An 8,407-nucleotide genomic window follows, 5' to 3' on the forward strand; every position below is an offset into this window, starting at 1 on the left:
CCGTTTGGCGGCACCGGACCGTGAAAGACAAACCCTTAACTGGATCCAAAAGCAGACTGCTCTGACAGAAATAATAGCTCTAAACAGGGTAGGTAAAACCCTGGTCTACTCAATTGCCGATCAGTTGCTAAACCATAAGGAATTTATCGAAAAAAGCCACCTGGAAAAAGAATACGTAAAAGAATTCGAGCAAGCCAGGGAACAATTTGAACCAATGATGACTAGCGCCGGCAATCAGGTATACTTGAAAAAATTACCCTGTGATGATGGCGCCCGTGTTCTGGCTCTCAGTGAGGAGAAGAAACAAAAAGAAGAAGCCATGGACCGTTTGCAAGAAGATCGCTTCATTGAAGATCTCACCCGTTTGCAAAAATCAGTCCGAAAAAGAAACATTGTCAAATTACCAAAAGTTTCTCAAAAAACCGGTCGTTTAATGGAACGTTATCCGGCAGTAGCCAGGTACTATGATGTTAATATTGCTGAGAATGAAAACGAAGCCGGTGATATCACCTGGAGTAAAAAGCCTCTTCGCCGGGAACGCTCATCTCTTACCGGTTGCTATGTCATTCAGACCAGTCATAAAGATCTCAGCGCCTGTGAAATCTGGGAACTTTATCATACCTTAACCAAGGTTGAATATGCTTTCCGGAAGCAAGGGGACGTTCTTTTTGCTTCCCTGTTTAGGCCTTAAAAACCGTGTTTTGATTTAATCCAATTACCCGGGCAATCTGCCGCTGTGTTACCCCTTCAATAATCTTGATCCGCCTGAGTATCTCATCGCGCTTTTGTTTCTCAATGGTTTGCAATATTGTTACTGGCTCCCCATTTAACATAGCTTCAATCTCTGCTTTTACTTCACCGTCGGTTTTCCTTTGTTTGATTTCAGCATCGGTGTGACTCCCTTAAATTTTTAATAGCGGAGGCGAACATGAGCACATAGGCAGTTGACCTCCCTAATGAGAATACTTTCAGTATAGTTACCGTTATTGACAGCATACTTTGTTTACTGAAGAAAATTCAAAAGACCGGTCGTCGCCCAATAAACCAACGGCATCGGCTCTGCATTGCCGGCAATGATACATTTGCTGCAGGTCGGCTTGACAGGCATTTCTTAACTTATTTAAGTCTTTCATGCTTATCTGAGGAAGGTTTGCAAAAGCGCTGCCTTCCGCAGGTATAAGCGGCATAATATTGGTTATGAATACCCCTAATTCCTTAACCTTCTTAACAATGTCCGGAATATGGCGATCATTGATGCTTTTAATTGCGACAATGTTTACTTTGATCGCTACCCCGCACCCGGCCAGATATTCTATTCCCGCCAGCTGGTTATTGATTAAGATTCCGGCTCCTTCAATTCCTTTGTATCTTTTTCCTTTATAATTGATAAATCTATAAATTCTTTCCCCTATTTCCGGATCAAGACAATTTACTGTAACAGTCACATGTTTGATGCCCAGTTCAACAATTCGCGGGGCATATTCGGGCAATTTCAATCCGTTGGTGGATAAACAGAATATAACCTCCGGGTCCGTTTGCTTGATCAACTCAATAGTCTTCCTGGTATTTGTCCAGTTAGCCAATGCGTCTCCCGGCCCGGCTATGCCTGCCACACTCAGGTTCCCGATCTTTTCTTTCACAAATTTGTATTTTTGATGAGCAGATTCGGGCGACAGGATTTCGCTCGTTACACCGGGCCTGCTCTCGTGCAAACAATCATATTTTCTGTTGCAATAGTTGCAGTTTATATTACAATAGGGCGCTACGGGCAAATGCATTCTGGCAAACTTCAGGTGGGCATTAAATGAAAAACAAGGATGCCTGCCGGTCTTATCCAGCGTATTTAACGGCAGCAGGCTGCTGTTTTGCTCTTGTGTATACGGACAGTTCATTTTTCTCACCTCAAATTTTCACAGCGGCAGTGATCCTTTTTCTGCAGTACCTTGATAGAATTGCTGATACATTGAGCTACGGTAATTTTTATATTTGTTTTCCAGCAGCGTATTAGTAACCCGGTCCAGGAACATGGTAGTGCCCACATATCCTACCGACAACAACCGCTGTCCTCCGACCCGGTCATGAATGGGGAAGCCGATTCTTACCAGGGGAATACCTTCTCTTTCAGTCAAATACCTGCCGTCGGAATGACCAATGGCAATATTAGCTGCCATTTCTCTGCTTTTCTCCCTGATTTGCGAAAAATCAGCTTCATTTAAAATACAGGCTTCTTCCTGGTGCTGGCTAAGCAGGGTTTTTAACAGTCCGGTCAGTTTGCTGCTTTTGCTGCCTGTAGCCGCTACTACCAGGGAGACACCGTTTTCCATACAGGTTTTAACAATGGCGTATACATTCTCCGGCTCGCCGAAAACGACACCCCTTCCCTGGAAATTATATTTATGAGAATCAATCATGCAATCCAGAAGTCTTCCCCTTTCATGTTCCAGGCTTTTAGGAACAGGATTATGAGTCAATTGCTCCAATAGGTTGATAAATAGATCCGTGTTCTCTATGCCCATGGGTATAGGTACGTTATGAAGGGGGACACCAAACTCAGTTTCCAGATATCTGCCCGGCGAGATACTGTCATCCACCGTCACGCCCATCTGGATTGTAGCCGCGGCCCCGGACATCCGGGTTATATCGGCCGGCTTTGTTCCCCCTTCGGGTATCTTTTTGTAAGGCCTTTCGAAAGGGCGGTCCAGCGTGTCGGAATAGTCAGGGAGCAGGACATAATCAGCCTTCATCAATTGCAGAATCCTCTTGATCTCCCTGATGTCGGCCGGGCTTAGATTGGGGACAAGGACATTAATTTTCGAATGTTTTTCCGTCCTTCGCACCAGTTTGGTTATGATATTTTTTACGGCCAGAAAATAGCCTTCAGTATGAGTTCCTCCGTAGCCGGGTGTGGATACAGTAACAACAGGTAAATTCTCCAGCCTTTTTTCTTTGAGATACTCTGAAGTAATCCGTTCTACATCCTCACCGATTGTGTCCGCCAGACAGGTGGTAAGGACGCCGACAAATCCGGGTTTATACACCTTGATTAAATTATCAAGACCTCTTTTTAAACTGCCTTCCCCGCCGTAAACCGTTCCTTTTTCATTGAGCGAGGAAGAGGCTACGTCGATTGGCTCGTTGAAATGTTCCGCGATGTGCCTGCGCATATAAGTGCTGCAGCCCTGGGAACCGTGAATAATGACCATGGACTGCTCTATACCCTTGAAGGGCAGGATGCCTCCCATGGGCATGCACATATTGCAGGGGTCTTCATTAACATTTTTGCAATAGGTAGTTTCTTTTTCCATAATAAACGCCTCCCGGACTATCTAAATAATCCCAGACCGGAGAGCAAACCGTGGAGTAAACTTCCCTGGCGAAATTAACCGCCCCGGTAAATCCACTCAAGGGATGTTTCCGATCATGATTATGGTCAACAAAAGCGACACCCAGCTTGTAGGCCAGCGGCCTTTCCTTTACTCCTCCCACCAGGAGATGGGCCCCTTTTTCCATCATAAACTCTTCCAGTTCCGAAGGGTTTGCGTCGTCAAGTATGACTGTCCCGTCATCCACCAGGTCGTTGATTTTTTCATAATCTTCCCGCCGGCCTGTTTGAGTGCCGATCATGACCACCTCTATCCCTATCTCTTTAAACTGTTTAATCAGTGAAACTGCCTTGAATCCTCCACCTACATAGATAGCTGCCTTCTTGCCCTTCAATTTCTCCCGGTAGCGCCGGATTTCTGGCGCAATCCCGGCTACTTCGTTTTTAATAAGATTTTCGGTTTTGCGCATCATCTCTACATCATGAAAAGCTCTGGCGATTTTTCTCAGAGATTCCGACGTATCTTCTATGCCCAGGAAAGACACGTTCAGATAGGGAATGCCGTACAGTTCCTCCATTTTCTCGGCCAAATATGTCATTGAGCCGGCGCACTGTACTATATTGAAAGAAGCTCCGGCCGCAGTTTTTAATGTTGCGTATCTGGAATCCCCGGTAAAAGTCACGTTGACATCAATACCGATTTGCTTTAAATAGTTCTTGATAATCCAAACCTCGCCGGCAAGGTTATAGTCACCCAGATAATTAATGCTTTTGCTTTTTTGAATTCCTTTACTGCTTTCAGGTTCGATCAGGCGCATGAGCACATCGCAGGCGGCCCGGTATCCCGCTGCTTTATTACCTATGAAACCGCTGGATTGTACAGGAATCACCTTAATCTTGTGTTTTTGGGCGGCAGTTTTACAAACTGCTTCCAGGTCGTCGCCGATGACACCGATAATACAGGTTGAATAGACCAGCACCAGTTCGGGGTTATATTTTTGAACCAATTCGTCGATTGCCCCGGCAAGCTTTTTCTCACCGCCGAAAATTATGTCCTGTTCTTTCAAATCGGTAGAAAAGCTGAACCGGTATAAATCGGAACCGCTGCTCAGGCTGCCCCGGATATCCCAGGTATAACTGGCGCAGCCGATAGGTCCGTGCACCAAGTGTACGGCGTCCGTGATTGGATTTAAAACAACCCTTGCCCCGCAATAAACACAGGCCCTCTGGCTGATACTGCCGGCAATGCTGTCGGCATCGCATTTCAATTGCTGCTTGTGCTTTCCTTTCGTGCAGATGAAGTTTTTTCTTTCTGCAATAGCAACGTCTGACGGTTGAGTCGCTTTCATAGCAAACACATCCTTATATATTTCGTATAACTTACATAACCAATTCAAAATCCACATCTTCGGTGTCACGGTCCACTCTGTCCAGAAGAGCATTGCTGATCAATTCAGGCAGCCGCATGGCGCCCTTATAGCCGACTACCGGAAGGTAAGGGTGCATGCTTCTGTCCAAAATGGGAAACCCGAAACGGACAAAGGGTATATCTTCCGCTTTGGCGATATATTTTCCGTATGTATTGCCATTAATAAATCAACAGGTCCGTTCTTGATCCACTGGTGAAATTCGAAAAGATCACCGGCTGCTTCCACTCTTCCCTCAACACCGGCCTCCTCCAGCATGTTTGTTATTTCTTTCCCGAACATTCCCTGCAGGCCGCCGATCGATCCCTCCGGTGTGCCGGTCAGCACGTAAACAGGCTTCATCCCTATGCTTAAGACAAATTCAGTCAGCCTTAACTTACCTTAGAAAGATCAACTGCCTACGTGCTCATGTTCGCACGCTTAAAATCGCACTAAAGCATTGACCTACCTTTTTTGATGAATTTTCATCCTTGCAACCGGCGCACTTTACGCGGCACGAATGTCTACCTAAACATTAAAAAGTTTATAGTATGCCTCGCCTGCATTAAACTTATGAAACAAAAAACGCTCTCACGGCAGGATTTTCTTAGTCCTGCTTAGAGAGCGACACAGCTCAATTCGTACGCCTTTGCGTTCCAAATAAAAAAGCTCTTTAAGAAATAATATAGCTTTCTTAAAAAGCACCACTGCCCTTTGGCACTACTTCGTACCTCTTATTTAATTGTAGTAATTGTAATTGCTTTTTTATGCGCTGTCAATAGGTAATTCAAAATTATTACAATTATTTTTTCAATAGCCTAGCAGTCAGGTTGACGCATTTTTCTTTCATCAAGCCGCATTGCATTTGTTCAACTGAGTTTGTGATATTTAAGCCATTCATAACATTAACCTCCCTTCGCCGGAGTAACCGGCCTTGCCCGCTTCATTCACTCTCAAGATTCAATTGATATGTGCCGTTCATATCCCAATTCCGAACAACAATCCTCCCCGGTAGACAAGAAACGAAACCACCCAGGCCAGGACCACAGTATATCCTATGGTAAACAAAGGCCATTTCCATCCATTAGTCTCTCTCTTCATGACAGCGATTAGGGCCATGCAAGGAACATAGAGCAGGGTAAATACCATCAGCACATAGGCTACCAGCGGAGTATAACCGGATTGTTCCCGGGCTCTTTCGGCGAATCCGCTCACAGATTCCTCTTCTTCTTCCGCCAGAGCATCCTCGTCTTCTATACTGTAAAGGGTTCCTAATGTGCTGACCACCACTTCCTTGGCTCCAAAACCAGCAACCAGGGCTACACTGGTTTTCCAGTCAAAGCCCAACGGGCTGAACACCGGTTCTATAACCTTGCCAAGCCGTCCAGCATAGCTGTTTTCCAACTGGGAAGCGGTATTTTCTCCTTCCGCTCCCCGGCTGACTACGGTAGGGAAGGTAAAAAGGCCCCACATTAAAATAGAAATGGCCAGAAGTATGGTCCCTGCCTTTTTCAGATAGAGCCAGGCCCGTTCCCACATGTGGATGAGAATATATTTTATGGTTGGTAATTGATAGGTAGGCAGTTCCATGACAAAAGGTTCAGTCTCGCCAGGCAACACCCAGGTCCGAAATACCCGGGCCATGAAAATGGCCATGAAAATACCAAGCAGATAAATAGAGAATAAAATGTTTCCTCCCATTTGATTCGGGAAAAAAGCGGCGATCAAAAGGCTGTAAACCGGTAGCCGTGCCCCGCAGCTCATCAGCGGGGTGACTAGCATGGTAACCAGACGATCGCGAGGATTTTCCAAGGTGCGGCTGGCCATCAGAGCCGGAACCCCGCAACCGAAACCTATCAGCATAGGAACAAAGGATTTTCCATGCAGGCCGGCCTTGTGCATAACCTGATCCATCACAAAGGCAGCCCGGGCCATGTAACCCGTTCCTTCAAGAAAGGCGATGCCCAGGAAGAGCAGCACAATATTGGGTAAAAAGACAATGATTCCACCTACGCCACCGATGATGCCGTCTACCAGCAGGGAGCGCAGCATACCATCAGCCAGATTCGAGTTTAGCCACTCTCCCAGGAAGGATACTCCGGAGTCAATCCAGTCCATGGGGGGAGAACCTAGCGTGAAGGTTAATTGAAAAAGCAGCCACATCAAGCCTAAAAATATGGGAATGCCCAGAACACGATTTAACAGGACATTATCAATTTTTTCTGTTATGGTTGGCTTATCTAAAGTACTTCTTTGGCAGGCCTCACGGCAAATACCGCGAACGAGAGCATAGCGGTCTTCCACCAAAGCCATTTCCGGATCCTCGCCCAGAAGGTTGTTAAGGCGGGTACGGCTTTGCTCAACTTCACTCCTTAGACTTTGGCTTTCCTCATAAACAGCGATTTGCTTACTTGCTTCCTTATCATTTTCCAGTAGCTTTGTTAGCAGCCACCGATGGGGCAAGGAAGGAAATGAAACACCCGCGTCTATTCCTGCTGCAGCTTCCGATCCCGGCGGTTTTAGAGTTTGTAATATCTCCTGCAAGCGGCTTAATTCCTTTTCAATTTCCGGGCGATAGCGGACCTGTCGTTCCCGTGGACTCGACTGTTTGGAATCGTTATTTATAACAGCCTCCAGAATCTCTTTTATACCTTCGTTTTTGCTGCCTACGGCGCGTATGACCGGAAGGCCCAGGAGTTGGGAAAGCAGTTTGTAATTGATCTTGACTTTGTTATTTTCGGCCACATCAGCCATATTTAACACCACTATGACTGGAATCCCGAGTTCTTTTAACTGCATGGTCAGATAGAGGTTGCGCTCCAAGTTTGAAGCGTCAGCAATATTAACCAGGATATCGGGTTTTCCTCCAATAATAACCTGACGCGCCACAACTTCATCCGGAGAGTAGGCTGATAAACCGTAGGTCCCGGGAAGGTCGATTACTGTAATTTCATGACCCTTATATTTAACTCGGCCTTCTTTTCTTTCCACTGTTACTCCGGGATAATTGCCCACGTGCTGCCGGCCGCCTGTCAGAGCATTGAATATTGTAGTTTTTCCGGAGTTGGGATTGCCGGCCAGGGCAATCACAATATTTTTACCGTTCATCTCTATTCGCCTCCAGTTATTATTCCAGGATAATGGTATCCGCTTCTTCTTTACGCAAAGACAGATGAAATCCCTGGCTTTTTACTTCTATCGGGTCGCCCAGGGGAGCGTAACGCTCCATCATGAGTTCCACTCCTGGTAACAGCCCCATTTCCACTATGCGGCGGCGGATGCTGCTGTTGCCGTTAACAGCTTTAATACGGGCAGTGTCTCCGGGAACCAGGTCTTTTAAAGTGCGGTTCATATCGTCCACCTCCATAATTTTTTATATATTTTCTCTGCGGTCTTCCTCTCCAGGAAGAGTCGACTACATACGTAATAAACTGGCCTTGCTTAGCCAGGAGCGACTATTTTTGTGATGAATTATCAGCTGTTTTCTGTATTTCACGGGTAGCGCACGAGTTGGAGCAACTGCCGCAGTTGCACGAGCTTTTTACAAGATCGCATTTTACTGTGTCAACAAGGCGCTTGATTCTAAAATATAAAATGATCAGGGCGAAAATACCTGCCGCTAGCAATATGAAGGTTTCCATCGAATTCACCTCCTTTATATAAGTTAGGCATGCCTAAC

At 46.0% G+C, this 8,407-nt stretch carries 7 protein-coding genes and 1 pseudogene; 1 reads left to right on the top strand and 7 read right to left on the bottom strand.

What is annotated here, in order from left to right:
• Positions 1-691, top strand: a 691-nt coding sequence (locus DEH07_07795; protein ID HBY04424.1) for a hypothetical protein, incomplete at its 5' end; no start/stop codon positions are given.
• A 292-nt stretch (positions 692-983) separates the two neighbouring features.
• Here DEH07_07795 and nifB read toward each other — a convergent pair.
• The 7 genes and pseudogenes from nifB to DEH07_07830 form a co-directional block, all read right to left on the bottom strand.
• Positions 984-1,892, bottom strand: coding sequence for a nitrogenase cofactor biosynthesis protein NifB (nifB, locus tag DEH07_07800; protein HBY04425.1), 909 nt, complete (start codon positions 1,890-1,892; stop codon positions 984-986).
• 18 nt (positions 1,893-1,910) lie between these two features.
• Positions 1,911-3,305 carry a nitrogenase gene (locus DEH07_07805; protein HBY04426.1) on the bottom strand — a complete coding sequence of 465 codons (1,395 nt, stop codon included), beginning with the start codon at positions 3,303-3,305 and terminating at the stop codon, positions 1,911-1,913.
• On the bottom strand, positions 3,271-4,671 hold the full coding sequence (gene nifE, locus DEH07_07810) for a nitrogenase iron-molybdenum cofactor biosynthesis protein NifE (protein ID HBY04427.1): 1,401 nt from the start codon (positions 4,669-4,671) through the stop codon (positions 3,271-3,273). Before nifE ends, DEH07_07805 begins: the two co-directional genes overlap by 35 nt.
• Positions 4,672-4,702: 31 nt before the next feature.
• A pseudogene (locus DEH07_07815) lies at positions 4,703-5,091 on the bottom strand (hypothetical protein).
• Positions 5,092-5,706: 615 nt separating this feature from the next.
• Entirely contained in the window at positions 5,707-7,836 is a 2,130-nt protein-coding gene (gene feoB / locus DEH07_07820; protein HBY04428.1) for a ferrous iron transport protein B, read from the bottom strand.
• Between the two features lie 19 nt (positions 7,837-7,855).
• Positions 7,856-8,080 carry an iron transporter FeoA gene (locus tag DEH07_07825; protein ID HBY04429.1) on the bottom strand — a complete coding sequence of 75 codons (225 nt, stop codon included), beginning with the start codon at positions 8,078-8,080 and terminating at the stop codon, positions 7,856-7,858.
• 103 nt (positions 8,081-8,183) lie between these two features.
• Positions 8,184-8,369, bottom strand: a complete 186-nt coding sequence (locus tag DEH07_07830; protein ID HBY04430.1) for a hypothetical protein — start codon at positions 8,367-8,369, stop codon at positions 8,184-8,186.
• Positions 8,370-8,407: the final 38 nt, after the last annotated feature.

This window comes from Desulfotomaculum sp. (assembly GCA_003513005.1).
Taxonomy (GTDB): domain Bacteria; phylum Bacillota; class Desulfotomaculia; order Desulfotomaculales; family Nap2-2B; genus 46-80.

What these genes read in the sequence shown, in the direction of transcription:
- DEH07_07825 (HBY04429.1), bottom strand. Translation starts at nt 8,080, where the DNA reads ATGAACCGCACTTTAAAAGACCTGGTTCCCGGAGACACTGCCCGTATT.
- feoB (HBY04428.1), bottom strand. Translation starts at nt 7,836, where the DNA reads ATGAACGGTAAAAATATTGTGATTGCCCTGGCCGGCAATCCCAACTCC.
- nifB (HBY04425.1), bottom strand. Translation starts at nt 1,892, where the DNA reads ATGAACTGTCCGTATACACAAGAGCAAAACAGCAGCCTGCTGCCGTTA.
- DEH07_07830 (HBY04430.1), bottom strand. Translation starts at nt 8,369, where the DNA reads ATGGAAACCTTCATATTGCTAGCGGCAGGTATTTTCGCCCTGATCATT.
- DEH07_07805 (HBY04426.1), bottom strand. Translation starts at nt 3,305, where the DNA reads ATGGAAAAAGAAACTACCTATTGCAAAAATGTTAATGAAGACCCCTGC.
- nifE (HBY04427.1), bottom strand. Translation starts at nt 4,671, where the DNA reads ATGAAAGCGACTCAACCGTCAGACGTTGCTATTGCAGAAAGAAAAAAC.